At 67.3% G+C, this 26746-nt stretch carries 19 protein-coding genes; 7 read left to right on the forward strand and 12 right to left on the reverse strand.

Annotated elements, in window-relative coordinates:
- Nucleotides 1-7: 7 nt before the first annotated feature.
- The 8 genes from C9412_RS08530 to prpB all read right to left on the reverse strand — a co-directional run bounded on the left by C9412_RS08530 (nucleotide 8) and on the right by prpB (nucleotide 13864).
- Entirely contained in the window at nucleotides 8-4915 is a 4908-nt protein-coding gene (locus C9412_RS08530; RefSeq protein WP_107231215.1) for an alpha-2-macroglobulin, read from the reverse strand.
- A 163-nt stretch (nucleotides 4916-5078) separates the two neighbouring features.
- A complete protein-coding gene (locus tag C9412_RS08535) occupies nucleotides 5079-6539 on the reverse strand; it encodes a bifunctional 2-methylcitrate dehydratase/aconitate hydratase (RefSeq protein ID WP_107231216.1) in 1461 nt (486 codons plus the stop codon).
- 123 nt (nucleotides 6540-6662) lie between these two features.
- Nucleotides 6663-7841 (reverse strand): 2-methylaconitate cis-trans isomerase PrpF, encoded by a 1179-nt coding sequence (gene prpF, locus C9412_RS08540; RefSeq protein WP_107231217.1) that lies wholly within the window; start codon nucleotides 7839-7841, stop codon nucleotides 6663-6665.
- Nucleotides 7842-7918: 77 nt separating this feature from the next.
- Complete coding sequence (locus C9412_RS08545) at nucleotides 7919-8161, reverse strand: type II toxin-antitoxin system ParD family antitoxin (RefSeq protein WP_107231218.1); 243 nt, start codon at nucleotides 8159-8161, stop codon at nucleotides 7919-7921.
- 101 nt (nucleotides 8162-8262) lie between these two features.
- Nucleotides 8263-8967: a hypothetical protein gene (locus C9412_RS08550; protein WP_107231219.1), complete on the reverse strand. Its 705-nt coding sequence runs from the start codon at nucleotides 8965-8967 to the stop codon at nucleotides 8263-8265.
- Between the two features lie 93 nt (nucleotides 8968-9060).
- Entirely contained in the window at nucleotides 9061-11679 is a 2619-nt protein-coding gene (acnD, locus tag C9412_RS08555) for a Fe/S-dependent 2-methylisocitrate dehydratase AcnD (protein WP_107231220.1), read from the reverse strand.
- 97 nt (nucleotides 11680-11776) lie between these two features.
- Nucleotides 11777-12934 carry a 2-methylcitrate synthase gene (gene prpC / locus C9412_RS08560; protein WP_008265338.1) on the reverse strand — a complete coding sequence of 386 codons (1158 nt, stop codon included), beginning with the start codon at nucleotides 12932-12934 and terminating at the stop codon, nucleotides 11777-11779.
- A 36-nt stretch (nucleotides 12935-12970) separates the two neighbouring features.
- The gene (gene prpB, locus C9412_RS08565; protein ID WP_107231270.1) at nucleotides 12971-13864 is read right to left on the reverse strand and encodes a methylisocitrate lyase; all 894 of its coding nucleotides are present in this window, start codon (nucleotides 13862-13864) and stop codon (nucleotides 12971-12973) included.
- Nucleotides 13865-14017: 153 nt separating this feature from the next.
- Between prpB and prpR the strand changes: the two genes are divergently transcribed.
- Nucleotides 14018-15601 (forward strand): propionate catabolism operon regulatory protein PrpR, encoded by a 1584-nt coding sequence (gene prpR / locus C9412_RS08570; RefSeq protein ID WP_107231221.1) that lies wholly within the window; start codon nucleotides 14018-14020, stop codon nucleotides 15599-15601.
- A 134-nt stretch (nucleotides 15602-15735) separates the two neighbouring features.
- Here prpR and C9412_RS08575 read toward each other — a convergent pair whose 3' ends face one another.
- Nucleotides 15736-16206: a DoxX family protein gene (locus C9412_RS08575; protein ID WP_107231222.1), complete on the reverse strand. Its 471-nt coding sequence runs from the start codon at nucleotides 16204-16206 to the stop codon at nucleotides 15736-15738.
- Between the two features lie 187 nt (nucleotides 16207-16393).
- Entirely contained in the window at nucleotides 16394-16993 is a 600-nt protein-coding gene (gene pdxH / locus C9412_RS08580; protein ID WP_107231223.1) for a pyridoxamine 5'-phosphate oxidase, read from the reverse strand.
- A gap of 40 nt (nucleotides 16994-17033) precedes the next feature.
- Between pdxH and C9412_RS08585 the strand changes: the two genes are divergently transcribed.
- Nucleotides 17034-17861: a kinase gene (locus C9412_RS08585; protein ID WP_107231224.1), complete on the forward strand. Its 828-nt coding sequence runs from the start codon at nucleotides 17034-17036 to the stop codon at nucleotides 17859-17861.
- Between the two features lie 6 nt (nucleotides 17862-17867).
- Here C9412_RS08585 and C9412_RS08590 read toward each other — a convergent pair whose 3' ends face one another.
- Nucleotides 17868-18071: a dodecin family protein gene (locus tag C9412_RS08590; protein WP_107231225.1), complete on the reverse strand. Its 204-nt coding sequence runs from the start codon at nucleotides 18069-18071 to the stop codon at nucleotides 17868-17870.
- Nucleotides 18072-18170: 99 nt separating this feature from the next.
- Here C9412_RS08590 and C9412_RS08595 point away from each other — a divergent pair, with 99 nt between their 5' ends.
- The 5 genes from C9412_RS08595 (at nucleotide 18171) to mdtD (ending at nucleotide 22817) form a co-directional block, all read left to right on the forward strand.
- A complete protein-coding gene (locus tag C9412_RS08595; RefSeq protein ID WP_107231226.1) occupies nucleotides 18171-18713 on the forward strand; it encodes a shikimate kinase in 543 nt (180 codons plus the stop codon).
- Nucleotides 18710-19822 (forward strand): 3-dehydroquinate synthase, encoded by a 1113-nt coding sequence (aroB, locus tag C9412_RS08600; protein WP_107231227.1) that lies wholly within the window; start codon nucleotides 18710-18712, stop codon nucleotides 19820-19822. Before C9412_RS08595 ends, aroB begins: the two co-directional genes overlap by 4 nt.
- 143 nt (nucleotides 19823-19965) lie before the next feature.
- Nucleotides 19966-20205, forward strand: coding sequence for a WGR domain-containing protein (locus C9412_RS08605; RefSeq protein WP_107231228.1), 240 nt, complete (start codon nucleotides 19966-19968; stop codon nucleotides 20203-20205).
- Between the two features lie 26 nt (nucleotides 20206-20231).
- Nucleotides 20232-21314 (forward strand): uroporphyrinogen decarboxylase, encoded by a 1083-nt coding sequence (gene hemE / locus C9412_RS08610; protein WP_107231229.1) that lies wholly within the window; start codon nucleotides 20232-20234, stop codon nucleotides 21312-21314.
- 93 nt (nucleotides 21315-21407) lie between these two features.
- On the forward strand, nucleotides 21408-22817 hold the full coding sequence (gene mdtD / locus C9412_RS08615) for a multidrug transporter subunit MdtD (RefSeq protein WP_107231230.1): 1410 nt from the start codon (nucleotides 21408-21410) through the stop codon (nucleotides 22815-22817).
- Between the two features lie 343 nt (nucleotides 22818-23160).
- On the opposite strand, the gene C9412_RS08620 is transcribed toward mdtD, so the two are convergent.
- Nucleotides 23161-26688, reverse strand: a complete 3528-nt coding sequence (locus C9412_RS08620; RefSeq protein WP_107231231.1) for a hybrid sensor histidine kinase/response regulator — start codon at nucleotides 26686-26688, stop codon at nucleotides 23161-23163.
- Nucleotides 26689-26746 lie beyond the last annotated feature (58 nt).

Raw genomic sequence — 26746 nt, forward strand, 5'->3', positions numbered from 1 at the left:
CGTGGGATCACGGCTGCACCACCGTGATCGTGGTCGGGTTGCTGCGGCCGACGCCCCGCAGCTGCGGGCGGTACATGTCCTCCACCAGCGGCGGCGGTACCGAGTAGGTGCCCGGGGTCACCGCACGCACCAGGTAGAACACGTTGGCCTTGCTGCCGCGCGAGAGCTTGAGCGCGGCCACGTAGCGGTCGTCGCGGAACTCCTCGTGCTTGGTGTCGGCCGCTTCACCACGGTCGCTGATGGTGATGCCATCGACCACCACGTCGGCCCACTGCTTGGCATCGCCCAGGTTGAAGTTCTCGATCTCCAGGCCGGCCGGCAGCAGGTCGGTCAGCAGTGCATCGGGCATCGTGGTGTCGGCGGTGACGGTGACGCGCACGATCAGCGCCTCGCCTTCCTTCAGCGGACGCGGCGTCCACGGCTTGCCGTCGGTGCCGTAGTAGCTGCGCTCCACGCCCAGCACGCTGTTGTCCGGTGCCGGTGCCGTGCGCGGGATGCCGGCCACATCGATGCTGGCGAACATCGGCGGCTGACCCTGCGGGGTGAAGCGCACGCCGCTGGCCAGTTCGCTGGCGCTGAAGTTGCGGCCGAACAGCTTGCGCTCACCGATCGCTTCAGTGCTGCCACCGATCACCAGTTCACCGGCCACCAGTGCCTTCTGGTTGGCGGCCAGTGCCTTGCCGAGGCGGGCGATGGCCACCTGCTCCTGCGTGCTCAGCCACATCCAGCCGGCATTGCGGCGCGCATCCAGGCCACGGCCGAGATCGACCGCGCGCGCGTCCCAGGCCGGCTTGGCCAGCTTGTTTTCATGGGTCAGCGCGATCATCAGCGCGTCATCGCGGATCGCGCTGCCGTAATCGCCGAAGTACGACGGGCGTTCACTGCTGGACTTGGCGAACGCCGCCGCCAGCGCCGCCTGGCCACGCTTGGCATCGCCCTGCAGCGACAGCGCCACACCCAGGTGGACCAGCGACAGGCCACCGACCGCCTTGCTGCGCTCGTTGTCGTACAGCGTGCGCAGGGTGCCCAGCGGGGCACGGTTGACCCGCGCCAGCACGTAGCCGGAGTAGGCCTGGTTGGCGAACTTCAGCTTCTCGCGGTCATCCTGGCCGTAGAACTGATTGCCACCGGACAGCAGGTCCTCGCTGAGGCGGTTGAGCGCCTTCTGCAGCACGTTGTCGGGCACTGCAAAACCAGCGTCCTTGGCATCGAGCAGGAACTCGGTGATGTAAGGGGTCAGCCACGGGTTCACGTAGCCGTCGTCACCCCACATCGAGAAGTTGCCATTGGCCACCTGCATCGACGCCAGGCGGCCGAACGCGCCTTCCATGCGTTCGCGGCGGGTCTTGGCATCCAGGCCATCGGCGCCGAGCATCGACGAGGTGGCCTGGTCCAGGATCAGCGCGGCGTAGCCCTTGCTGGTGGTCTGCTCGGCACAGCCATACGGATAGTTCAACGCGCCCTGCAGTGCACTGGCAAACGGGATCGGCGGCAGCGGGCTGACCAGCAGCCGGGCATTCACCGACTCGGACATCAGGCCCTCGGTCAGGCTGTTGTCGAGGCTGACCGCCGCCAGCGGGTCGAGCGTGCGCACCTGCGAACGCAGCACCTGCGGCCATGCCGCGCGCACTGGCAGATCATAGCGACGGTCGGCCTTGAAGCCGTTGCCGTCCACCCGCACGCGCACCTTGGCCACGCTGTGGCCCTCGCGCGCCGACAGCGGGAAGCTGAGCGTGCTCTTGGCATCGGCGTTCAACTGCACGCTGCGCGTGCCTTCGGCCAGTGCCAGCGGACCCTCGGTTTCCACCCGCACGTTGAACGCACCCGGCTTGCCGGTGAAGTTCTGCACGTCCAGGGTGACGGTGCTGCGGTCGCCCGGGGCGAGCACGCGCGGCATGCTGGCTTCGGCCAGGATCGGCGCACGCACCACGGTTTCCACATCGCGCTTGCCGTACTGGTCATCGCTGTAGACCAGCGCCGACACGCGCAGGGTGCCGTTGAAATCCGGCACCTTCAGGCGGATCCGGGCAATGCCCTTGGCGTCGAGCTGCACCGGGCCGGAGAACAGGTCCACGGTCTGCACGCGCGCGGTCGGGCGCTTGGCCTGCGGCAGCGCCTGCAGGGCCATGTCGCCACCGAACTTGAGCTTGCCGGCGCCGCCGTCGAAGCTCTCGATCACCCGGCTGTAGATGTCGTAGGCATCGATGCCGAGACGACGCTGGGCGAAGAAGTGCGCGCCGGCATCGGGCACCGGGAAGCGGGTGATGTTGAGGATGCCCACGTCCACCGCCGAGACGGTGACGTGCGCCATCTTGCCGGCCAGCTGCGGTGCGCTGACCGTCACCGGCAGGTCCTGCTCCGGGCGCATCTGCTTGGGCGCCACCAGGCCGACCGCCACGGTGCGGCCCTTGCGGTCCATCGGCACATGCACCACACCCACGGCACGGGCCGGGGTGATCTTGCTCGGCGCACTGCCACCACGGAACACCAGCGCGGTGATGTAGACGTCGTGGCGTTCCCAGTCGGCGGTGACCGGGATCTTGAAGGTCGAACCCGGCTTGGCGTCGATGTCCTGCACGTACAGCATGCGGTCGGTCTCGACCATCAGGATGCCCTTGCCGGCGTGCGGCGGGGTCACCGTCACCTCAAGCGTGTCTCCGGCCTTGTAGCCGGTCTTGTCCAGGCCCAGCTTGACCTTGTCCGGGCGTGCGTCCAGGCCGCGGTTGTCATCGCCCCAGCTCCAGCCGGCGCGGAACGGATAGCGGCTGGTCAGGCCGGTGGACGGATCGAACACGTCCACCCGGTACTCGCCCCACTCCACCGGCACATCGAAGGCGACCGCGCTGCTGCCGGCATCGACGGTGCGGGTTTCCTTGTTCTCGAAGCGGCGGGTGAAATCGTAGTCCCAACGGTTGTCGTTGAAGGTCCAGTGGTAATCGCGCAGTTCGCGCACCAGGGTGATCTTCAGGCCCTTGGCCGGCTGCGGCTTGCCCGCCGCATCCACGCGCATCAGCTCGAAGCGCGCATTGCCGTTGGCATCGGCACCGTCTTCGGGATTGAACAGCGGACGCACGCCCACCAGTGCATTGGCCGGCCACATCACCCGCTTCAGGGTGCGGGTGACGGTGCGGCCACCGGTTTCGTACAGGCTGCCGGACAGCACCACGGCAATCGGAGCCTTGGCCTTGGCCGCCTCTTCCGGCAACGCCACATCCTCACGCAGCTGGCCATTGGCCGGCAGCGTGGTATCGATCACATCCTTGGCTTCGCGCGGCAGCTGCAGGGTCGGGTCACCGAAGAAGTAGCCCGGCAGGCCTTCCACCGGCTGCTGCTCGGCGGCCACGGCCATGCGCGCGGTGAAGCGGTTGCCATCGGCCGGCGCACCATACAGATAGGCGCCATTGGCCTGCAGGCGCAGTTCCTCGCCCGGCTTCAGCGTCTTCTGCGCGCTGTCCAGGTCCAGCTTCATGCGCTCGGGCAGGAACTCTTCGATGCGCAGGGTCATGCCCTGGATCGCTTCCTTGCTGGCCGGGTCGGTACGGAATTCCACCTGCCAGCGCCCGGTCGGCGCCTCAGCGGGGATGACCTGCTCGAAGTTGATGTAGCCTTGCTCGCCCGGTTGCAGTCGGGTCTCACGGAAGGTCTTGCCGTCGGGCTGCTTCAGGCGCAGGAACACCGGCTGCGCCTTGACCGGCTTGCCATCGTTGTCGCGCAGCAGCGCGGACAGGCGCACGGTTTCGCCGGGGCGGTACAGGTCGCGGCCGGACCAGGCATAGACATCGAACCAGGCGTTGTCACGGCCGGCCACGGCGAACTCGCTCAGGTCCAGCGCCGGCTGGTTGAACGGCAGGAAGCTGGTGTCCTTGCCGCTGCTGGCGACCAGCACGTGGGTAGCGTCCAGGGTGTAGTTCAGCAGCGCATTGCCGTTGCCGTCGGTGCTGCCCTTCAGCACCACTTCGCCCTTGGCATCGAGCACGCGCAGGTCGATGCCCTTCAGCGGCGCACCGTCCTTCAGGCCGGCGGTGTGCACGAACAGCTTGTCCTTGTAGGCACGGGTATGCAGGCCGATGTCGCTGACCGAGAAGAACGCGGTATCGAACTCGCCCTCGTAGTCGCCGGTGCGCTTGAGCAGTGCGAAGTACAGGCCCGGCTCCTGCAGTTCCTTGATGTCCTGGGTCGGCAGGTAGGTCAGCACCCGCTCGTTCTGCTTGCCGCCGAGGATGAAGCGGTTGACGTAGACCGGCTCGGCCAGCTTGTTGATCGGGCTGCGCTCGTAATCGCTGCTCAGTTCCCAGCTGCCGCGGCGGCCGCCGCGCTGGTACTGGCTGAAGAAGGTCGGCAGGTCCTTCTCGCGCACGCGCAGGAACTCGACGTCGACCTCCGGCACGTTCACCGAGACCACCGGCAGGCCGCGGCTGTCCTTGGCCGGTAGCACACTGCCCTGCGAGGCGAAACCGACCACCGGTTTCAGCTCGCCGCTGAACACCTTCTGCTTCAGCTCCTTGCCCAGGCGGCTGCCATCGGCGGCCAGCAGGTCAGCCGAGACCACCAGGCTGAACTCCTTGCCGGCCTCGACGAACGGGTAGCGCAGGGTCAGGCCGTCATCGGACAGGGTCCAGCTGCTGTCATCGGTACCGACCTTCTCTTCGAAGCGCACCAGTTTGTCGAAGTCCTGGGTGCCGACCAGCGGGCGCGAGAACTCCAGCGCCAGCGACAGGCCGTCATTCTTCTGGTCCGGGTAGGCGCGCAGCAGGGTGAACTCCTTCACCTGCTCGGCCTGGGTGGTGATGGCTTCACCGCTGGCCTTGGGCAGCTGCCCGCTGTCATTGCGGCAGCCGGCCAGGCCCAGCAACAGGCCTCCTGCCAGTACAGCCGCCGTCCATCCCCACCGCTTCCGCTGTGCCGGACCGCTCATGTCGTCACTCCTTGATCGAGGCGGCCATTATAGGCGCGCCGCGTCAAGGTGTTGACGCGGATTCGGCAAGTGCCCCGCACGCAGGTAGTGCCGGCCGCTGGCCGGCAACCGGCATGGCAGGTTGGGTGGAATTGCCGGCCAGCGGCCGGCACTACCGATCGCCCTACCCCGGCAGGTACAGGTCCACGTAGTCGGTCACCGGCATCGCCGCCAGCGCCACCGGGTCCAGCGATGCGGCCAGGATGCGCTGCTGCTGGACGGTCGGGAAGCGGTGGGCCAGGTGCCGGCGGAACTTGTCCATCAGCAGCGGAATGCCTTCGGCGCGGCGACGGGCGTGGCCGAGCGGATACTCCACCCGCACCTCGGGCAGTTCAGTGCCATCGGTGAAGCGCACGCTCAGGCCGTTGCCGATGCTGCGCTTGTCCGGGTCCAGGTAGTCGGCGCTGAGCTGCGGGTCTTCATGGCAGGCCATCTTCGCGCGCAGTGGGTCGATGCGTGGATCGGCGGCCACGTCATCCTCGTAGTCCTCGGCCACCAGCCGCCCGTGCAGCAACGCGATGGCAACCATGTACTGCACGCAGTGGTCGCGGTCGGCCGGATTATGCAGCGGCCCCTGCTTGTCGATGATGCGGATGCAGGCTTCCTGGGTGCGGATGGTGATATGCGCGATGTCCTCGACCCGCCGCCCCATCGCGCGCAGCTGCTGGTGCAGCGTGATCGCCGCCTCCACCGCGGTCTGGCCATGGAATTCGGCCGGATAGCTGATCTTGAACAGCACGTTCTCCATGACGTAGCTGCCCAGCGGACGCCCCAACGTCACACGCTCGCCATGCATGGATACGGCCTCGAAACCCCAGGTCGGCGCACTCAACACGCTGGGGTAGCCCATCTCGCCGCTGGCCGCCATCAGCGCCAGGCGCACGCCCCGGCTGGTCGCATCACCCGCCGCCCAGCTCTTGCGCGAGCCGGTGTTGGGCGCGTGCCGGTAGGTGCGCAGCGCCTGGCCATCGACCCAGGCCAGCGACAGTGCATTGAGCATGCGTTCGCGATCCAGCCCGAGCAGCTGCGCCACCACCGCCGTGGTGGCGACCTTGACCAGCAGCACATGGTCCAGCCCGACCCGGTTGAAGGCATTGCGCAGCGCCAGCACGCCCTGGATCTCGTGCGCCTTGATCATCGCCAGCAGCACGTCGTGTACGGTCGGGGGCGGGCGGAGCAGCGCCTGCGCGTTGCGCCCCAGCCAATCGCAGACGGCCAGGATGCCGCCGAGATTATCGGAAGGATGGCCCCACTCGGCGGCCAGCCAGGTGTCGTTGAAATCCAGCCAGCGCACCATCGCGCCCAGGTTGAAGGCGGCCTGCACCGGATCCAGCACGTAGTGCGTGCCCGGCACGCGCGCGCCGTTCACCACGCTGATACCGGGGACCAGCGGCCCGAGCAGCTTGCTGCAGGCCGGGAAGGACAGTGCCTCCAGCCCGCACCCCAGCGTGTCGAGCAGGCAGTGGTGCGCGGTCTGGAACGCCAGCGGCGAGTCGATGCGGGCATCACGCACGTAATCGACGATGTCCACCAGCAGCGCATCCCACGCTGCACGCTCGTTGGATGGGGTGTGGTTGTCGGACATCGTGATCTCCTCGTTGCGGTACGCGGTTCCCCGCGCACCATGCCAACCAAGGTTGGCATCTACCAAAGCAATCTGTCTCTGCGGCCCGGTAGTCGCCAACCTTGGTTGGCGTTTACCAGCACATCATTCGGCCGGCACCCGCACCTTGCCTTCCATCAGCACACGGGCGCTGCGGCTCATGATGGCCTTGGTCACCGTCCACTGGCCGTCAACGAGCCCGGCCTGTGCGCCCACGCGCAGCGTGCCGGAGGGGTGACCGAAGGTCACCGCTTCGCGTTCACCACCACCGGCCGCGCGATTGACCAGCGTGCCCGGAATCGCGGCTGCGGTGCCGATCGCCACGGCGGCGGTACCCATCATCGCGTGGTGCAGCTTGCCCATCGACAACGCACGCGCGTGCAGGTCGATGGCCGAGGCCGGGATTGACTTGCCACTGGACGACACGTAGTCCTGCGCCGGCGCCACGAAGGCGACCTTCGGCGTGTGCTGGCGGGTCGCCGCGTCTTCCAGGTTCTTGATCAGGCCCATGCGCAAGGCACCGTAGGCGCGGATCGTCTCGAAGCGCTCCAGCGCTGCCTTGTCTTCGTTGATCGCCGGCTGCAGCTCGGTGCCGGTGTAGCCCAGGTCGGCGGCATTGAGGAAGATGGTCGGGATGCCGGCGGTGATCATGGTCACCTCGAAGCTGCCCACGCCGGGCACCTCCAGGGTGTCCACCAGATTGCCAGTCGGGAACATCGCGCCGGCGTCGCCGTCATCGGACGGATCGATGAATTCGAGCTGGATCTCGGCGGCCGGGAAGGTCACGCCATCCAGCTCGAAATCGCCGATCTCCTGCACTTCGCCATCGCGCATCGGCACGTGGGCGATGATGGTCTTGCCGATGTTGGCCTGCCAGATACGCACCGTGCACAGGCCGTCGCGCGGCACGCGCGCGGGATCGATCAGGCCATTGGCGATGGCGAACGGGCCAACCGCAGTACTGAGATTGCCGCAGTTGCCACTCCAGTCGACGAAGGCGGTGTCGATCGAGACCTGCCCGTACAGATAGTCCACATCGTGGTCCGGCACAGAAGAGGTGGAGATGATCACGCACTTGCTGGTGCTGGACGTTGCACCGCCCATGCCGTCAGTCTGCTTGCCATACGGATCGGGCGAGCCGATCACGCGCATCAGCAGCGCATCGCGAGCAGCGCCCGGCACCTGCGCGGCTTCGGGCAGGTCCTGCAGGCGGAAGAACACGCCCTTGCTGGTGCCACCGCGCATGTAGGTGGCGGGAATACGGAGTTGCGGGAGGAAGGTCATGGATCGGGTTCCTGTGTGCAGTGAAACAATTCCTGGGGAGCCGTGCACCGACTTGGGGTGGGCCGGATGTACTGGCTTCATTCTCGATTCGATGCGCGTTCAAGCAGATTCTGGAAGTGCCCCGGGGGCAGAGGGGCAGGAAGCCCCGAAGCGACGCCTTCCGCGATCAATTGGCGCAGCAGGTCTTCAGCCTTGCTTCGCCGACGCTGACGGACAAGGTCACGAACGTACTCAGAAGCGCTGACATAGTCGCCTTCACGAACGTCCTGGTCCACGAATTGTCTGAGCTCATCTGTCAATACCACTTTGATATTGACCATGCAAACCTCCACTGCGGAACTGTCACGCGACAGTCTGCGAGGCACCAAAGGCAACGACAAGTGCAGAAAGCGCCAGCCTTTGCATAAAGAAGTCTTTGCCATCAGGCAGGCGCCTCAGCATGACTTCGCCGCGCCCGCGCTGACGTCCCTTGCTGCCAACGGAACAGATACAGGATGGCCAGTTTGGTGCTTGCGCTCACCGCGGCCAGCAGCAGCAAAGGCCATCCCATCCGCAGGCCCATGGCGAAGGCAAATACGATCGTGGACAGGTCCATCAGCAGAATCAACTGACTCATCCGCAGCGACACGGCACCGGTGTGGCCATTGCGCAGGATCAGCAGAATCTGGTGCAGGTAGCCCTGCGCCAGCAAGGCGGTGATCACCACAATCATCGCGCTGGCCACTACCCTGCCCTCATCCACATGACGGTTGCCCCAAGCCAGACCGGCCAGCGCGCAGATCAACAGCAGCACGGCTGCCAGCAGGCTGATCGTTGCGGAGCCACTTCGGCGGTCACGCCAGATCTCCACCAGGATGCTCATGACCAGTATCGATGCGAGCAAGCGCGGCCAGACAATGAAGTGATTGAATGGTGTGACGCTGTAGCCGTATATGAAGAACGAAAGGTACGCCAGGAAGCTGACCGTGAACTGGTTCAGCGACAGCACTGAAGTGGCGCTGTCAGTCGCGCCCGCACGTTCCCGGCGGCTGCGCACCAGTCGCAACTGCGCGCCCACACCCAACAGGCTCAGAAAAATGAAGGCCGTGTTGACCGTGCCTGCGATGTTGTAGAACGCCGTTCCCATGCAGATGGGGCAACGCCCCTCTCCTCTGTAACCACCGCCATGCGGGCCGAAGCCAGCATGGCGGTAACTCGACACAAGGTAGCCACCACTGCCTCACGCCACCTTGGCGCCTTCCAGGAAGTCCTGCGCGAAGCGCTGCAACACGCCGCCGGCCTCGTAGATGGCCACTTCCTCGTCGCTGTCCAGGCGGCAGGTGACCGGCACGATCACGTCCTGGCCATCGCGGCGGTGGATGACCAGGGTCAGGTCGGCGCGCGGGGTGCGCTCGCCGACCACATCGAAGGTCTCGGTGCCGTCGATGCCCAGGGTCAGGCGGGTGGTGCCCGGCTTGAACTCCAGCGGCAGCACGCCCATGCCGATCAGGTTGGTGCGGTGGATGCGTTCGAAGCCTTCGGCCACGATCGCTTCCACGCCGGCCAGGCGCACGCCCTTGGCGGCCCAGTCGCGCGAGCTGCCCTGGCCATAATCGGCACCGGCAATGATGATCAGCGGCTGTTTGCGCTCCATGTAGGTCTCGATCGCTTCCCACATGCGCATCACCTTGCCTTCCGGCTCCACGCGCGCCAGCGAACCCTGCTTCACGCTGCCGTCGTCGTTGCGCACCATCTCGTTGAACAGTTTCGGATTGGCGAAGGTGGCGCGCTGCGCGGTCAGATGGTCGCCGCGATGCGTGGCGTAGGAATTGAAGTCCTCTTCCGGCAGGCCCATCTTCGCCAGGTATTCGCCGGCGGCGCTGGAGGCCAGGATCGCGTTGGACGGCGACAGATGATCGGTGGTGATGTTGTCCGGCAGCACCGCCAGCGCGCGCATGCCGGCCAGCGTGCGCTCACCGGCCAGTGCGCCCTCCCAGTACGGCGGGCGGCGGATGTAGGTGCTCTGCGGGCGCCAGTCGTACAGCGGGCTGACCGCCGCGCCGTGCTCCACGCGCACGTTGAACATCGGGTTGTAGACCTTGCGGAACTGCTCCGGCTTCACCGCCGCCTTCACCACGGCGTCGATCTCGGCGTCGCTCGGCCAGATGTCTTTCAGGCGCACCTCGTTGCCGTCGGCGTCCACACCCAGCACGTCCTTTTCGATGTCGAAGCGCACGGTGCCGGCAATGGCGTAGGCGATCACCAGCGGCGGCGAGGCCAGGAAGGCCTGCTTCGCATACGGGTGGATGCGGCCGTCGAAGTTGCGGTTGCCCGACAGCACGGCCGTCGAATACAGGTCGCGGTCGATGATCTCCTGCTGGATCGCCGGGTCCAGCGCGCCGCTCATGCCGTTGCAGGTGGTGCAGGCGAAGGCGACGATGCCGAAGCCGAGCTTTTCCAGGTCCGGCAGCAGGCCGGCTTCTTCCAGGTACAGCTGCACCGCCTTCGAGCCCGGCGCCAGCGACGACTTCACCCACGGCTTGCGCAGCAGGCCACGTTCATTGGCCTTGCGCGCCAGCAGGCCGGCAGCGATCACGTTGCGCGGGTTGGAGGTGTTGGTGCAGCTGGTGATGGCGGCGATGATCACCGCGCCATCGGGCATCAGGCCCTGGGCCTGTTCGGCCTTGCCGGCCTCCAGCTTGGCTTCATCGGCGATGCCGCGCTCGGCCAGCTCGGACACCGGCAGGCGGCGGTGCGGATTGCTCGGGCCGGCCATGTTGCGCACCACGCTGGACAGGTCGAAGCGCAGCACGCGCTCGTACTGCGCGGTGGCCAGATCATCGGCCCACAGGCCGGTGGTGCGTGCGTAGTTCTCCACCAGTGCTACCTGCGATTCCTCGCGACCGGTCAGGCGCAGGTAATCGGTGGTCTGCGCATCGATGTAGAACATCGCCGCGGTAGCACCGTACTCGGGGCACATGTTGGAAATGGTGGCGCGGTCACCAATGGTCAGTGCCGCAGCGCCTTCGCCATAGAATTCAAGCCAAGCGCCGACCACGCGTTCCTTGCGCAGGAACTCGGTCAGCGCCAGCACCACGTCGGTGGCAGTGATGCCCGGCTGCGGCCGGCCGCTCAGTTCCACGCCGATGATGTCCGGCAGGCGCATCCACGAGGCGCGGCCCAGCATCACGTTCTCCGCTTCCAGGCCGCCCACACCAATGGCGATCACGCCCAGCGCGTCCACGTGCGGGGTATGGCTGTCGGTACCGACGCAGGTATCCGGGAACGCCACGCCGTCCTGCACGTAGACCACCGGCGACATCTTCTCCAGGTTGATCTGGTGCATGATGCCGTTGCCCGGCGGAATCACATCCACGTTCTGGAACGCCAGCTTGGTCCAGTCGATGAAGTGGAAACGGTCTTCGTTGCGGCGGTCTTCAATGGCGCGGTTCTTCTCGAACGCCTGCGGATCGAAACCACCGCACTCCACCGCCAGCGAGTGATCGACGATCAGCTGCACCGGCACCACCGGATTCACCTTGGCCGGGTCGCCGCCCTTGTCGGCGATCGCATCACGCAGGCCGGCCAGGTCAACCAGCGCGGTCTGGCCGAGGATGTCATGGCAGACCACACGCGCCGGGAACCACGGGAAATCGAGGTCGCGACGGCGCTCGATCAGCTGCGTCAGCGAAGCGGCCAGCGTGGCCGGATCGCAGCGGCGTACCAGGTTCTCGGCCAGCACGCGCGAGGTGTACGGCAGCGTGGCGTAGGCGCCGGGCTGGATCGCATCGACGGCGGCACGCGCATCGAAATAGTCCAGCGTGCTGCCGGGGAGGTTCTTGCGGTAATCGGTATTCATGGGCTGGCGGAGTACTTGGGGCGGGCCGGGTGCCGGCAATGCGGCGGCGAATGCATCCGGCCGGCGCAGGGCCGGCCGGATGGGTACAGCGGGTGGATCAGACGCGCTTGTCGATGGCGACGAAGTCGCGATCTTCCGGGCCGATGTAGTTGGCGCTCGGGCGGATGATCTTGCCGTCGATGCGCTGCTCGACGATGTGCGCGCTCCAGCCGGCGGTGCGGGCGATCACGAACAGCGGGGTGAACATCGCGGTCGGCACGCCCATCATGTGGTAGCTGACGGCGCTGAACCAGTCCAGGTTCGGGAACATCTTCTTGATGTCCCACATCACCGACTCCAGGCGCTCGGCAATGTCGTACATCTTCATGCTGGACTGTTCTTCGGACAGCTCGCGGGCCACATCCTTGATCACCTTGTTGCGCGGATCAGAGACGGTGTAGACCGGGTGGCCGAAACCGATCACCACTTCCTTGCGCTCGACGCGGGCCTTGATGTCTTCCTCGGCCTCATCGGGGTTGTCGTAGCGCTTCTGCACTTCGAACGCCACTTCGTTGGCGCCGCCATGCTTCGGGCCACGCAGCGCGCCGATGCCACCGCAGATCGCGCTGTACATGTCGCTGCCGGTGCCGGCGATGACGCGGCAGGTGAAGGTGGAGGCGTTGAACTCGTGCTCGGCGTACAGGATCAGCGAGGTGTGCATCGCCTTCACCCACGAATCCTGCGGCTTTTCGCCGTGCAGCAGGTGCAGGAAGTGGCCGCCGATCGAGTCGTCGTCGGTCTCCACGTCGATGGCGCGGCCGTTGTGGCTCCAGTGGTACCAGTACAGCAGCATCGAACCGAGGCAGGCCATCAGCTTGTCGGCGATGTCGCGCGCGCCCGGATGGTTGTGGTCGTCCTTCTCCGGGGCCACGCAGCCGAGCACGGATACGCCGGTGCGCATCACGTCCATCGGGTGCGCCGACGGCGGCAGTTCTTCCAGTGCGGCCTTCACTGCGGCCGGAATGCCACGCAGCGACTTCAGCTTGGCCTTGTACGAGACCAGCTCGGCGCGGGTCGGCAGCTTGCCGTGCACCAGCAGGTAGGCGATTTCCTCGAATTCGCTGGTGTTGGCCAGGTCCAGGATGTCATAGCCGCGGTAGTGCAGGTCGTTACCACTGCGGCCCACGCTGCACAGCGCGGTGTTGCCGGCGGCGGTGCCGGACAGGGCGACGGACTTCTTCGGCTTGAAGGTCGGGGTTGCGGTCGTATCGTTCATGTTTCCCTCCGAAAACTTGATGGTGCAGGGTACTGCTTATTTCTTGGCGGCGAACAGTGCATCGAGCTGCTGCTCGAAGGCGTGGTAGCCGATGCGGTCGTAGAGTTCTTCGCGGGTCTGCATGGTCTCCACCACGTTGCGCTGGTGGCCATCGCGGCGCACCGCCTGGTAGACGTTCTCGGCCGCCTTGTTGGCCGCACGGAATGCCGACAGCGGGAACAACTGGATGGCGACGCCGGCCGAGGCCAGTTCATCGCGGCTGAACAGCGGGGTGGCACCGAATTCGGTGATGTTGGCCAGCACCGGCACCTTCACCGCGTCGACAAAGCGACGGTAGGTATCCAGGTCGTAGGCGGCCTCGGCGAAGATGCCGTCGGCACCCGCCTCGACGCAGGCGATGGCACGCTCGATGGCCTTGTCCACGCCGTCCACCTGGATGGCGTCGGTGCGCGCGATCAGGAAGAAGTCCGGATCGGTCTTGGCATCGGCGGCGGCCTTCACGCGGTCGACCATTTCACCCTGCGAGACGATTTCCTTGCCCGGGCGATGACCGCAGCGCTTGGCGCCGACCTGGTCTTCGATGTGGCAGGCGGCCGCGCCGGCCTTGATCAGCGACTTCACGGTGCGCGCGATGTTGAACGCGCTCGGGCCGAAGCCGGTGTCGATGTCCACCATCAGCGGCAGGTCGCAGACATCGGTGATGCGGCGCACGTCGATCAGCACGTCTTCCAGGGTGTTGATGCCCAGGTCCGGCAGGCCCAGCGAACCGGCAGCGACACCACCACCGGACAGATAGATGGCGCGGAAACCGGCGCGCTTGGCCAGCAGGGCGTGGTTGGCGTTGATCGCGCCGATCACCTGCAGCGGCGATTCGGCAGCCAGCGCCTCACGGAAGCGGGCACCGGCAGAGAAAGGAGTGGAAGCGGTCATGCGGCAATCCAGGTTGGAGAACGGGTAGGTAGGCGCAAGCACCATGCCAAGCTGCAAGCCGTTGATTTCACGGGGATGACCGGCGCGCAACACTGAAACGAATGAAACATTGAAACAGATGTATCATGAAACATCGCTCCCACCCCTGCCGCCATGTACCTGCCCCGCTCCCCGCTGCGCCACGCCGATGCCGACCCGGGCCGCCCGGTGATCTGGACGGTCAGCGTCTCGCGCCTGACCGGCCTGCTCGGGGATGTCATTCCCGAATTCGACCGCCGCGCGCGCATCGAGCAGATCAACCTCGGCTTCGAGGACGCGGTGTCGGTGATCGGCCAGCGCCTGCGCCGCGAGCATTGCGACGTGGTGATTGCCGGTGGCTCCAACGCCGCCTGGCTGCGCAGCCGGTTGGAGCTGCCACTGGTGCCGATCCAGGCCAACGGCTTCGACCTGATGGAGGCGCTGGCGCGGGCGCGGCGCATCGCCAGCCGTATCGGCCTGGTCACCCACGCCAGCGACGTGCCGGTGTTCAGCAACTTCCAGCAGAGCTTCGGGCTGGACATCGAGCATCGCCGCTTCGTCACCCGCGAGGACGCGCGCGACTGTATCGCCGATCTGCGCGCCAACGGCATCGAGGTGATCGTCGGCACCGGCATGGCCATCGACCACGCCGAACAGGCCGGCCTGCCCGGCGTGCTGCTGTACTCGGCCGATTCGGTACGGCAGGCGTTCGAGCACGCGCTGGAACTGACCCAGACCCTGGCCCGCTCCGGTGGCAGCCGGCCCACGCCGCGCCGCCGCGCCGCACCGCGCAGCGATGCCCACGACCTGCTCGGTGACAGCGAAGCGATGGCGCAGGTGCGCGCGCAGATCGCGCTGTATGCACCGCATGACAGCACCGTGCTGGTCACCGGCGAAACCGGCACCGGCAAGGAGCTGGTCGCACGCCAGCTGCATGCGGGCAGTGGCCGACGCGGCCGCTTCGTCGCGCTGAACTGCGGTGCGATCAGTGAATCGCTGTTGGAAGCCGAGCTGTTCGGCTACAGCGATGGCGCCTTCACCGGCGCACGTCGCGGCGGACGCGTCGGCCTGGTTGAAGCCGCCGACGGCGGCACCCTGTTCCTGGATGAGATCGGCGAGCTGCCGCTGCCATTGCAGACCCGCCTGCTGCGGGTGCTGGAAGAACGTGAAGTACTGCGCGTGGGCGCCACCGAACCCACCCCGGTCGACCTGCGCGTGGTCGCCGCCACCCTGCAATCGCTGGAGCAGCGCGCGGCAGCGGGCAGCTTCCGTCGCGACCTGTATTACCGGCTGGCCGCGCTGCGCATCGCCCTGCCGCCGCTGCGTGCACGGCGCGGTGACATCCCGCTGCTGGCCCGGCATTTCTTCCGCCAGCTGCGTGGCATCGATGCGCCGCTGGACGAGGATGCGATGGCAGCGCTGTGCGCCGCAGAATGGCCGGGCAACGTGCGTGAGCTGCGCAACCTGGTGGATCGGTTGCGCATCCATTGGCAGCCCGGTGAAGGGCTGATCGATGCGGCGCGACTGCGGCAGCTTGCGCCCGAGCTGACAAGCGAAGGCGCGACGGCACTGCCGGTGGAAAGCAACGGCAAGCGCCCGCCGCGTGCGCAGCTGGAAGCATTGCTGCAGGAACACCGCAATGATCGCGAGGGCATGGCCCAAGCGCTGGGCGTATCGCGCACCACGCTGTGGCGTTGGCTGCGCGCGGAAGGCCTGTAGCGTCGAGCTTGCTCGACCGCCCTTGTAGAGTCGAGCTTGCTCGACCGCCTTTGTAGAGTCGAGCTTGCTCGACTGAGGAAAATCAGCCGAGCATGGCTCGGCTCTACAGGAAGAGCAGTCGAGCAAGCTCGACGCTACAGAAGCTGCGCGCGACGACGCGCGTCGAAGGCGAAGCGGCCACTGCCCACCGCCGCAATCCACAGCAACAGCACGCCCAGCGGCACTTCGCTCAGATAGAAGAACCAGCTCAGCCAATCCAGCACGCCCAGCCCGGCCGGAATACGCGCGATGCCGTCGGTCAGCGCAGCCACCGCGCAGATCGCCGCCAGCAGCAGGGCCGACGGGCGGCTCAACAGGCCCAGCACCAGCAGGCCACCGGCAATCCATTCAATGGCCCCGAGCACCGGCGCACTGAACACCGGGAACGGGATGCCCGCCTCGACCAGCGTATGCACCATGCGCTCGCGCCCGGCATCGGTGAACACCTTGTTCCAGCCGGAGACGCAGAACATCACCCCGGCCACGATGCGGGCCAGCAGCAAGAGCAACGCTTCCACGCCGCGGCGCGGCGGCGGCACAGCAAACAGGCAACGCCAGGCAGGCATGGCAACTCCGCAGATCGAGGGCATCGGCCGGAGTGTGCCGGCCAGCGACCTGCTCGCAGATGAAGCAGGCCGGTCCGTTCACGACAAACGCAGACTTCTGTAGAGCCGAGCCCATGCTCGGCTGATACTTTCGAAGGAGCAGCCGAGCATGGGCTCGGCTCTACAGCAGCCCCAGCACCATCCCGCCTTACGGGTACAGCAGGCGCTTGCTCCAGCGGCCTTCGGCACCGGCTTCATAGCACCAGCGCTCGTGCAGGCGGAACTGCGCGCCGTACCAGAACTCGATGCGGTCGGGCACCACGCGCAGACCACTCCAGCCGTCCGGACGCGGCACGTCCTTGCCCTCGAAACGTGCCTCGACCTCCGCCACGCGTGCATCGAACTCTTCGCGCGTCGCCAGCGTCTTCGACTGCTGCGAGGCCCACGCACCGATCTGGCTCATGCGCGGGCGGCTGGCGAAATAGGCATCGGCCTCGGCATCGGCGACCTGTTCGACACGGCCCTCGATGCGCACCTGGATGCCGGCCTCGCGCAGGCTGCGCCACAGGAACAACAGCGCGGCCTGCGGATTGGCCTGCAGTTCCTGCCCCTTGTGGCTGTCCAGATGGGTGTAGAACACGAAACCGCGCTCATCGAACGCCTTCAGCAGCACCGTGCGCGCCGAAGGGCGGCCGTGGGTATCGGCGGTGGCTACGGTCATCGCGTTCGGCTCGACCTCGCGGCTCTGTTTGGCCTCTTCGAACAGGCCGGCAAACGTGGACAGGGCTTCGGCGTACAGGTCGCTCATGATTGCGTTCTTCTCACACGGATTGGGCTATTGTGGCTGCATGGCCGCTGCTGCGTATATGCCCCAGGTGAAAGGATTCCCCGAAACATTGGCCGAACAGGCGCTGGACGATGCGCTGGGCAGCGGCGCAGCGGTTCCAGTATTGGCGATCAGCGGCCTGCAGGGGAGCGGCAAATCGACGCTGGCCGCACAGGTGGTGGCGCGCGCACAGGCGCGCGGCCTCAACGCGGCGACGCTGTCCATCGATGACGTCTACCTGACCCGCGCCCAGCGCCAGCGGCTGGCCCGCCAGGTGCATCCGCTGCTGATCACCCGCGGCCCACCCGGCACCCATGACCTGCCACTGGCCCACGCCGTGCTCGACGCAGTGGCCGCGCGGCAACCCTTCGCCCTGCCCCGCTTCGACAAGCTGGCCGACGAGCGCCTGCCCCAAGCGCAATGGCCGCGAATTGAACACCCCCTCGACCTGCTGGTGTTCGAAGGCTGGTTCCTGGGCACACCGGCGCAGGATGACGACGCGCTGGACAGCCCGCTGAACGCACTGGAACGTGAAGCCGACGCCGACGGCCGCTGGCGCCACTGGTGCAACCAGGCGCTGGCCCGCGACTACCCCGCGCTGTGGCAGCGCTGCGACCGCCTGTGGTTTCTGCAGCCGCCGGATTTTTCGGTGGTGCCGCGCTGGCGCTGGCAGCAGGAGCAGAACCTGCAGGTCGCGCAGCCGGGCCGGCACGGCATGAGCCGGCCACAGCTGGAGCGCTTCGTGCAGTACTACGAGCGGGTCAGCCGGCAGGCGCTGCAGGCCTTGCCGGCCCTGGCCGACCACGTGGTGGTGCTGGACGGCCAGCGCCAGGTGCAGGCACTGCGCTGAACGCGCTTATTCGACCAGGAAGGTCACCCGCAGGTTGACCCGCCATTCGGTGATCTCGCCGCTGCCGTTGGTCACCACCTTGGTCTCGTTCACCCAGGCGCCCTGGATGCCCTTGACCGTCTCGGAGACCTTCTTCAACCCGCTGCGTACGGCGTCCTCGACACTTTTCGGCGAGGAGGCGGTGATTTCGATGACCTTGGCGACCGACATGGGCTGTACTCCGGCTGGCGCGGGAACCCCCCGCAGGAACCACCACCCTGACGTGAAGAACGTAAAGGCCGGGGCACGGAGGTGTTAGCATCAGAGGGCATGAATCCTGCTCCGAACCTGATCCTGATCGGCCCGATGGGCGCCGGCAAAACCTGCATCGGCCGCCGCCTCGCCGAGCGCTTCACGCTGGACTTCGTCGATGTCGACCAGGCCATCGTCGATGCCGCCGGCGCCAGCATTCCGACCATTTTCGAGCACTCCGGCGAAACCGGCTTCCGCACCCACGAACGCGAAGCGCTGGCCCGCGTGCTGGCAGGCCGCGGCCAGCTGGTTTCCACCGGTGGCGGCGCGGTGCTCGATCCGGGCAACCGTGCCCTGATCGCCCAGCGCGGCTTCGTGGTCTACCTGCGGGTCAGCGTGACCGCACAACTGGAACGGCTGGCCCGCGACAAGGGCCGGCCGCTGCTGCAACGCCCGGACCGCGAGCAGGTGCTGCATGACCTGGCCGCGCACCGCGACCCGCTCTACCGCAAGCTGGCCGACCTCACCCTCGATACCGACCCGTACACCGCTGCCGATGCGACCGCCCAGCTGGTGGTCAAGCTGGCCACGCAATGGCAGCGCCAGGACCTGACTGCATGACCTCCCCCGCCCTGCTGCAGGTCGCCGTTGGCGGCGACCGCCCCTACTCCATCACCATCGGCGCCGGTGCGCAGGCCGACGGCACTGCGCTGGCCTCGCATGTGCGCGGCCGTCACGTGCTGCTGCTCAGCGACAGCGAAGTGGCGCCGCGCTACCTGGCGGCGGTGAAGCAGACGCTGCTGGCCGCACGCCCGGACCTGATCATCGGCGAGCACGTGCTGGCCGCCGGTGAAGCGTCCAAGACCCTGGCCGAATTCGGCCGTGCAATCGAAGCACTGGCCGCGCTCGGCGCCACCCGCGATGCCTGCGTGTTCGCCCTCGGCGGCGGCGTGGTCGGCGATCTGGCCGGTTTCGCTGCGGCGTGCTGGATGCGCGGCGTGGACTGCGTGCAGCTGCCGACCACGCTGCTGGCGATGGTCGATTCGTCGGTGGGCGGCAAGACCGCCGTCGACATTCCGGCCGGCAAGAATCTGGTCGGCGCCTTCCATCCGCCGCGCGCGGTGATCGCCGATACGCGCGTGCTGGCCACCCTGCCGCCGCGCGAGCTGCGTGCCGGCCTGGCCGAAGTGGTGAAGTACGGCGCGCTGGGCGATGCGGTGTTCTTCGAGTGGCTGCAGCAGCATGCCGATGCGCTTCTTGCCGGTGAGGATGCGGTGCTTTCCGAAGCCATCGCGCGCAGCTGCCGGCACAAGGCCGCCATCGTCGAGCGTGACCCGTTCGAGAAGGGCGAGCGTGCCCTGCTCAACCTCGGCCACACCTTCGGCCACGCCATCGAAACCGAACAGGGTTACTCGGCCCCCGGCCGCGATGCGCTGAACCATGGCGAGGCGGTGGCGGTGGGCATGGTGCTGGCCGCGCAGCTGTCCACCGACCTGGGCCTGGCCGAAGACAGCGACCGCGCCCGCCTGCAGGCGCTGCTGGAACGCCTCGGTTTGCCGGTGACGATCCCGGCCGGGCTGGACCCGCAGGCCCTGCTCGGCCGCATGCGGCTGGACAAGAAGAACGTGGCCGGCCGTCTGCGCCTGGTGCTGTGGCGCGGCATGGGCCGCGCCGAAGTGGTGCCGGACGTGGATGAGGCGGCGGTGCTGAAGGTGCTCTCGGCCCGGTAGTGCCGGCCGCTGGCCGGCAACTTCAGCAACGAGGAAGCCGGCCAGCGGCCGGCACTACCGGGCTGCGCGGCAGGATTGACGGCCAGCGGCCGGCACGACCGTGTTGCGGCGGGGGTCACCCTGGCCCCGCTACAATCGGCGCCATGCACGTCTACCTGCAACATCCCGACGCCGGTGCGCAGGCACCGCGCTTCCTGCGCCTGAACCTGCAGCCGGACCTGTTCGGCGGCTGGGAGCTGCTGCGCGAGAGCGGCCGCGTCGGCGGCCGCTCGCAGCTGCGGCGTGAGCTGTTCCTGCAGGCCGACGATGCCCGACATGCCTTCGAGAAAGCCCGTGATGCCGAACTGCATCGCGGCTTCCAGATCCTTTCGCACGGCGACTGACGCCGCTGCCCACTTTCGTCCAAGGAATGCCCACCGTGACCAGCCCTCTCCGCAACGATCGCCTGCTGCGCGCCCTGCGCCGCGAACCGGTGGATTGCACGCCCGTCTGGCTGATGCGCCAGGCCGGCCGCTACCTGCCGGAATACCGCGCGACCCGGGCCAAGGCCGGCAGCTTCCTGGCCATGGCCAAGACCCCGGAGATCGCCTGCGAAGTCACCCTGCAACCGCTGCGCCGCTTCCCGCTGGACGCGGCCATCCTGTTCTCGGACATCCTCACCATTCCCGACGCGATGGGCCTGGAGCTGTACTTCGTCGAAGGCGAAGGCCCCAAGTTCCGCCACCCGGTGCGCGATGAAGCGGCCATCGCCAGGCTGGCGGTGCCGGACATGGAGCAGGACCTGGGCTATGTGATGGACGCGGTGCGGCTGATCCGCCGTGAACTCGACGGCCAGGTGCCGCTGATCGGTTTCTCCGGCAGCCCGTGGACGCTGGCCTGCTACATGGTCGAAGGCGGCGGCAGCAAGGACTTCGCGCGCATCAAGGCGATGGCGCTGAACCACCCGCAGGCGCTGCACCGCCTGCTGGAGGTCACCACCGAGGCGGTGATCGCCTACCTCGGCGCGCAGCGCGCGGCCGGTGCGCAGGCGCTGCAGGTGTTCGACACCTGGGGCGGCGTGCTGTCGCCGGCAATGTACCGCGAGTTCTCGCTGCGCTACCTGCAGCGCATCGCCGAAGGCCTGGAGCGTGGCCAGGGCAGCGAACGCACGCCGCTGATCCTGTTCGGCAAGGGCACCGGCCTGCACCTGGACGCTCTGTCGCAGACCGGTGCCGATGCGCTGGGCCTGGACTGGACGCTGGACCTGGATGAAGCGATGCGCCGTACCGGCGGCCGCGTCGCCCTGCAGGGCAACCTCGACCCGACCACCCTGTACGCCTCGCCGGATGCGATCGCCGCCGCCGCCGCGCGCGTGCTCGATACCTACGCCGCCGGCAACGGGGGTTCGCGCGAGGGCCATGTGTTCAACCTCGGCCATGGCATGTCGCCGGACATGGACCCGGCGCACGTGCAGGTCCTGGTCGACGCAGTGCACGCACACAGCCAGCGCTGAATCAAGCGCCGCAAGCGTCACGGTGCGACGTTGATCGCACCGTGACCCGGTTTGCGCGATCATGGCGCCCCCACGCTGCACCGGCCACACGCCATGCCCACATCGTCATCGACCTACAACCGCCACCGTCCCCTGCTGTGGCTGGTGTCCTTGGCGATCTTCATGCAGATGCTGGACTCGACCATCGTCAACACGGCATTGCCGGCGATGGCGGCCAGCCTGGGCGAAAGCCCGCTGCAGATGCAGTCGGTGGTGTTCAGCTATGCGTTGGCGGTGGCGACCTTTATCCCTGCTTCCGGCTGGATCGCCGACCGCTACGGCACCCGCCGCACCTTCCTGCTGGCCATCATCCTGTTCACCCTCGGCTCGCTCGCCTGCGCGCTGGCCCAGCACCTGCACCAGCTGGTCGGTGCGCGCGTGCTGCAGGGCATCGGCGGCGCAATGCTGCTGCCGGTCGGCCGGCTGGCGGTGATGCGCTCGGTGCCACGCGAGGATTTCCTGCGTGCGATGAGCTTCATCGCCATCCCGGCGCTGGTCGGCCCGCTGATCGGCCCGACCCTGGGCGGCTGGCTGGTCGAGATTGCCTCATGGCACTGGGTGTTCCTGATCAACCTGCCGATCGGCGTGATCGGTTTCATCGCCGCGATGAAAATCATGCCCGACCACTACGCCAGCCATCGCACCCGTTTCGACCTGCGCGGCTACATCATGCTGGCCTTTGCGATGGTGGTGCTGTCGCTGGCGCTGGACGGCATTTCCGGACTGGGCACGCCGCACGCACTGGTGATGCTGATGACCGTGGCCGGCCTGGCAGCACTGGTCGGCTACTGGCTGCATGCGGCCAATTCGACCGCGCCATTGTTCTCGCTGGCGCTGTTCCGCGTGCCCAGCTACCGCATCGGCATTCTCGGCAATCTGTTCTCGCGCATCGGCAGCAGCGCCATGCCGATGCTGATCCCGCTGCTGCTGCAGGTCGGCCTGGGCCTGGGCCCGATGAATGCCGGCCTGATGATGGTGCCGGTGGCGGCCGCCGGCATGGTCTCCAAGCAGCTGGCGGTGAAGCTGGTCGAACGTTTCGGCTATCGCCGCGTACTGATGGTCAACACGGTGCTGGTCGGGCTGGCGATGGCCAGCTTCATCCTGATGACACCGGGCCAGCACCTGGCGCTGCGGCTGCTGCAGCTGGCGTTCTTCGGCGCGGTCAATTCGCTGCAGTTCACCGTGATGAACACCGTGACCCTGCGTGACCTGGATCGCGAGTTCGCCAGTTCCGGCAACAGCCTGCTGTCGATGGTGATGATGCTGGCGGCCGGTTTTGGCGCCGCCGCGGCCGGCAGCCTGCTGGCCGCGTTCGGCAATCACCTGGACAGCACCGATGCCACGGCGGCGTTGCATGCCACCTTCCTGTGCGTCGGCGCGATCACGCTGACCTCGACGATGATCTTCTGGCAGCTGCCCGACACCAAGCCGGAGCCACGGCAGGTCGAGCACGTGGCGGAGTGAGGGGGTTCGGCAGGGCCTGCGGCCCTGCACCTGCTGCGGGCAAGGGCAAGGGCAACGGCGGGCTTGCTGCGGGATGGCGGGGCACTGTGGGTTTGCGGGGACGCCGTAAACCCATCCATGGGGGCTTGGTCGCCGCATCCATGCGGCTCACACCCCGCAAACCCACAGTGCCCCGCCTTCGAAGGATTCCTGCGATCTGTTGGTGGGTGTCGACCTTGGTCGACACGTCTGTCAGATGTCGAGAATGAAAATGGGGTCAGATCCGTTTTCCGGAGGAAAACGGATCTGACCCCATGCCGTCCAGCCGCTGCTTCAGTCGAGCAGGCTCGACTCTACGCAGGCCCTACCGCCCCATCACCTTGCCGATGGCCTCCATCAGCAGCTCACCGGTGACCGGCTTGCGCAGGAAACCGCCGATGCCGGCGGCCTCCACCTGCTGCTGCAGGTCAGGATCGGTGCGCGCGGTCACCGCCAGCAGCGGCAGCATGTAGCCCTGGTTGCGCAGATGCTGGGCCAGCTCGAAACCACTCAGACCCGGCAGGTCCAGGTCGAGCAGACCGACGTCGAAGTCACCGGCACTGATCTCACGCAGCGCCGCCAGCGCGTGCCCCGCATGCACGACCTCATGGCCACGCGCACTCAACAATCCGCGCATGACGTCGGCCACGGTGGCATCGTCTTCCACCAGCAGTACCCGCAACGGCGGCAGGCGCGTGGCTTCATCGCGATCCGCTGCAGCGCCCGTCTCGGCATCGGTATCGACCACCAGCGGCAACGGCAGCGTCACGCCGAAACAGGTGCCGCGCCCCAACTGGCTCTCCACCTGGATGCGGCCCTGCATCGCCTGCGCCAGCTCACGGCAGATCGCCAGCCCCAGACCACTGCCACCGTACTGTGCGGCGGTGCGTGCACCATCGGCCTGTTCGAATCGACGGAACAGGCGCTGCTGTTGTTCCTGGCTGATACCCGGTCCGGTGTCGCGCACTTCGAAGTGCAGCGCACGCAGGTCGCCGTCGCTGCGTGCGTGCAGGGTGATGGTGCCGCGGCTGGTGAACTTGACCGCGTTGGACAGCAGGTTGAGCAGGATCTGCCGCACCCGCATGGCATCGCCGGTGGCATGCAGACCTGCCGGCAACTGGTTGTCCAGGGTGAAGTGCAAGCCCTTCTGTGCCGCCAGCGGGCCCATCAGCGCGGCCAGATCCTGCAGCAGGCAGCTCAGCGCGAACGGCTTGGACTGCAGCTCCAGCCGCCCGGATTCGATCCGTGCCAGATCCAGTGCATCGTTGACCAGATGCAGCAGGTGCTCACCGGCGTGCCGGATCGACTGCGTGTAGCCACGCTGCTGTGGGTCCAGCGGCGAGGCCAGCAACAGTTCGCTCATGCCCAGCACGCCGGTCATCGGGGTACGGATCTCATGGCCCAGATTGGCCAGGAAACGGGTCTTGGCAGCCGATGCCTGTTCGGCCAGCTCCTGCTTGTGCAACGCCAGCTGATAGGCGTGGCGGCGTTGCAGGCGGCGGCGATAGAGCCACGCAAACCAGCTGGTCAGCAGCAGGGCGATCGACGCCAGCACCAGCAGCCCGGACAGGCTGCGCCACCAGGGCGGTTGCACGCGGAACTCCAGGCTCTGCACCCGCGACCAGACGTGGTCGGCCGAGCGCGCCTGCACTTCCAGCCGGTAGCTGCCCGGCGCGAGGCGCGAGAACAGGCGCTCGCCGGCCGGCCCGACTTCGACCCAGTCCGGGTCGTAACCGGCCAGGCGGTAGCGATAGGTGTTGGACGCCGAATCGGCAAAGGACAACAGCCGCGCGACGATGCGCAGGTCGCGGTCGCCGTCGGCGATCTGCAACGGTGCATCGTGGGTCATGTCCAGCACCTGCTCGTTGCGGCGCACTTCCACCCGCTCGATCACCAGCGGCGCGCGCCGCACCGAAGGCCGCACCTGCGCTGGATCGAACACCACCGCACCGGCCGGGGTACCGGCCACCAGATGACCGTCCGCCGCCGCGATCAACGTGTGTTCGCGGAACTCCTGGCTGGGCAGGCCATCGTGCACGCCGTACAGACGCACGCTCTGGCCATCGGCACTCACCCGCACCAGGCCGCGCGCACTGGTCGCCCAGGCCACGCCCTGGCCATCGACCACCAGGCCGGAGGCGGAAATGGCCGGGTATCCCTGTTCCGCGCCGATCACCGCCTGCCGTTCCAGGCGGCCCTGGCTCCAGCGATAACGCGACAGGCGGCCATCCTCGGACAGCCAGACCTGGCCATCACGACCGACATGCAACGCGTGGATGGCCGTTGCCGGCGCGCCCGGCACCGGCTGGAAGCGTCCGCTGTCGGGCAGCCACTGCAGCAGTCCGCGGCTGCTGGCCAGCCAGATATGATCCTGTGGCCCGCATTCGACATCGAGGTTGAGCTGGCCCTGCTGCAATCCGCGCTCACCGTTGTCCAGCTGGTGCCGCACGCGACCGTCGAGGTCACGCTGCTGCAGGCCCGAAGGCAGCATCAGCCAGAGACTGTCGCCGTCACAGGTCATCAAGGCCTCGACCACCCCTTCCATCGCGGCATCGGCGCCGGCCTCGCGCCCCCATCGGCGCAGCTCGCGCCGCTGCGGGTCGTAACGGATCAGGGCATCGGTGGAACCGACCCAGACCTGGCCGTGGCGGTCTTCGCGCACCGAGGTCAACCAATGCATGCCATTGACCCAGGTCCGGTGCTGTTCGACCTTGCCGGTCCTGGGATCGAAGCGGTCCAGCGCGCCGTGCCCGCCGACCGCCCATACGCCGCCATTGCGCGAAGCGCTGGTACCCAGCACGAGTGCGTTGCGCAGCGAGCTGGGGTCATCCTCCAGGCGCGACAGCACGGAGAACTGCCACCAGCGCGGCAGCAGGTGCCACAGCCCGGCATTGGTGCTCGCCAGCCAGATGCCGCCTTCCCGATCCTCGTAGGTGCCGGTCCAGTTGGGCCGGACCGGACCGCGCGCGATCGCGCTGTACAGCGGCACGGTCTGGTACTGGCCATCGACCGCGCGGCCCAGGCCGGTGCGGGTATCCAGCCAGTGCCCTCCCTGCTCGTCGCGCAGCATCATGCCCAGCACCTGCTCGCCCGGTGGCAGCTTCCACGGCGGTGCTTCGAAGCGCCCGTCCGGGCGACGCACCGTGGCACCGGCCATGGTGCTGATCCACAGGCTGCCATCGGGCTCGGTGGTCAGCCCGTTGATCAGCGGACTGGGAATGACGTCGGCGCCGACGCGTTCGAAATCGGTACCGGTCCAGCGCGCGACACCATGCTTGGTGCCGATCCACAGGCTGCCATCGGCCAGCGTGGCCAGGTACGGCACCGACGATGAGGGCAGGCTGCGCGGGTTGTTCGGCTCGGGCAGGAAACGCTGCAGGCGGTCGTGGCTGTCCAGCCGGTACAGGCCGCCCTCATGGGTGCCGAACCAGATCGAGCCATCCGGCGTGCTGGCCAGGCTCCAGACCGTGTTGGTCCCCATCAACGGCTGGCTGCTGCGGTCGTAGAAGTGCAGCTGGCGGCGGTCGGCCGACATCCGTACCAGGCCCGCATTCTCGGTACCGATCCACAACTGGTTGCGGGCATCGACCAGCACCGTCCAGATGCGGTTGTCGCGCAGGCCATCTTCCGAGCGCCAGACCCGGTAGGTACGCCCATCGTAACGGGCCAGGCCGTCGTTGGTGGCGATCCACAGGTAGCCGTAACGGTCTTCGGCCATGCGGTTGACCGTGTTGGACGGCAGGCCATCGAACACCGTCACCTGTCGCGGACTCGGCGGCACCGGCTGTGCAGCAACCGGCGACACGCAGCACAGCAGGACCAGCAGCAGCATCGCCGCCCGCAGATACACCACCGATGGCCTCCTCACACTGGATCTGATGATGCCCGCACAGCGGGCGTCGGCATGGTAA

The organism is Stenotrophomonas sp. Nf1 (assembly GCF_003028475.1).
Classification (GTDB): Bacteria; Pseudomonadota; Gammaproteobacteria; order Xanthomonadales; family Xanthomonadaceae; genus Stenotrophomonas.

What these genes read in the sequence shown, in the direction of transcription:
- C9412_RS08530 (WP_107231215.1), bottom strand. Translation starts at nt 4,915, where the DNA reads ATGAGCGGTCCGGCACAGCGGAAGCGGTGGGGATGGACGGCGGCTGTA.
- C9412_RS08535 (WP_107231216.1), bottom strand. Translation starts at nt 6,539, where the DNA reads ATGTCCGACAACCACACCCCATCCAACGAGCGTGCAGCGTGGGATGCG.
- prpF (WP_107231217.1), bottom strand. Translation starts at nt 7,841, where the DNA reads ATGACCTTCCTCCCGCAACTCCGTATTCCCGCCACCTACATGCGCGGT.
- C9412_RS08545 (WP_107231218.1), bottom strand. Translation starts at nt 8,161, where the DNA reads ATGGTCAATATCAAAGTGGTATTGACAGATGAGCTCAGACAATTCGTG.
- C9412_RS08550 (WP_107231219.1), bottom strand. Translation starts at nt 8,967, where the DNA reads ATGGGAACGGCGTTCTACAACATCGCAGGCACGGTCAACACGGCCTTC.
- acnD (WP_107231220.1), bottom strand. Translation starts at nt 11,679, where the DNA reads ATGAATACCGATTACCGCAAGAACCTCCCCGGCAGCACGCTGGACTAT.
- prpC (WP_008265338.1), bottom strand. Translation starts at nt 12,934, where the DNA reads ATGAACGATACGACCGCAACCCCGACCTTCAAGCCGAAGAAGTCCGTC.
- prpB (WP_107231270.1), bottom strand. Translation starts at nt 13,864, where the DNA reads ATGACCGCTTCCACTCCTTTCTCTGCCGGTGCCCGCTTCCGTGAGGCG.
- prpR (WP_107231221.1), top strand. Translation starts at nt 14,018, where the DNA reads ATGTACCTGCCCCGCTCCCCGCTGCGCCACGCCGATGCCGACCCGGGC.
- C9412_RS08575 (WP_107231222.1), bottom strand. Translation starts at nt 16,206, where the DNA reads ATGCCTGCCTGGCGTTGCCTGTTTGCTGTGCCGCCGCCGCGCCGCGGC.
- pdxH (WP_107231223.1), bottom strand. Translation starts at nt 16,993, where the DNA reads ATGAGCGACCTGTACGCCGAAGCCCTGTCCACGTTTGCCGGCCTGTTC.
- C9412_RS08585 (WP_107231224.1), top strand. Translation starts at nt 17,034, where the DNA reads ATGGCCGCTGCTGCGTATATGCCCCAGGTGAAAGGATTCCCCGAAACA.
- C9412_RS08590 (WP_107231225.1), bottom strand. Translation starts at nt 18,071, where the DNA reads ATGTCGGTCGCCAAGGTCATCGAAATCACCGCCTCCTCGCCGAAAAGT.
- C9412_RS08595 (WP_107231226.1), top strand. Translation starts at nt 18,171, where the DNA reads ATGAATCCTGCTCCGAACCTGATCCTGATCGGCCCGATGGGCGCCGGC.
- aroB (WP_107231227.1), top strand. Translation starts at nt 18,710, where the DNA reads ATGACCTCCCCCGCCCTGCTGCAGGTCGCCGTTGGCGGCGACCGCCCC.
- C9412_RS08605 (WP_107231228.1), top strand. Translation starts at nt 19,966, where the DNA reads ATGCACGTCTACCTGCAACATCCCGACGCCGGTGCGCAGGCACCGCGC.
- hemE (WP_107231229.1), top strand. Translation starts at nt 20,232, where the DNA reads ATGCCCACCGTGACCAGCCCTCTCCGCAACGATCGCCTGCTGCGCGCC.
- mdtD (WP_107231230.1), top strand. Translation starts at nt 21,408, where the DNA reads ATGCCCACATCGTCATCGACCTACAACCGCCACCGTCCCCTGCTGTGG.